The 217-nt window shown below is 49.8% G+C and carries 1 rRNA gene; it reads left to right on the forward strand.

The features are described from left to right. Positions 1-217 (forward strand): 23S ribosomal RNA (locus V6260_RS19065); the annotation flags it as partial.

Here is a 217-nt window from a genome sequence, read left to right on the forward strand (position 1 = left end):
TGAAAAGTTAGGGGATGACCGGTGGCTAGGAGTGAAAGGCTAATCAAACCCTGAGATAGCTGGTTCTCCCCGAAATCTATATAGGTAGAGCCTCGGACGAATACTTACGGGGGTAGAGCACTGTAAAGGCTAGGGGCTCATCCCGACTTACAAACCCTTTGCAAACTCCGAATACAGTAAAGTAATATCCGGGAGACACACGGCCGGTGCTAAGGTC

This window comes from Pseudoalteromonas aliena (assembly GCF_038155085.1).
Lineage (GTDB): Bacteria > Pseudomonadota > Gammaproteobacteria > Enterobacterales > Alteromonadaceae > Pseudoalteromonas > Pseudoalteromonas aliena_A.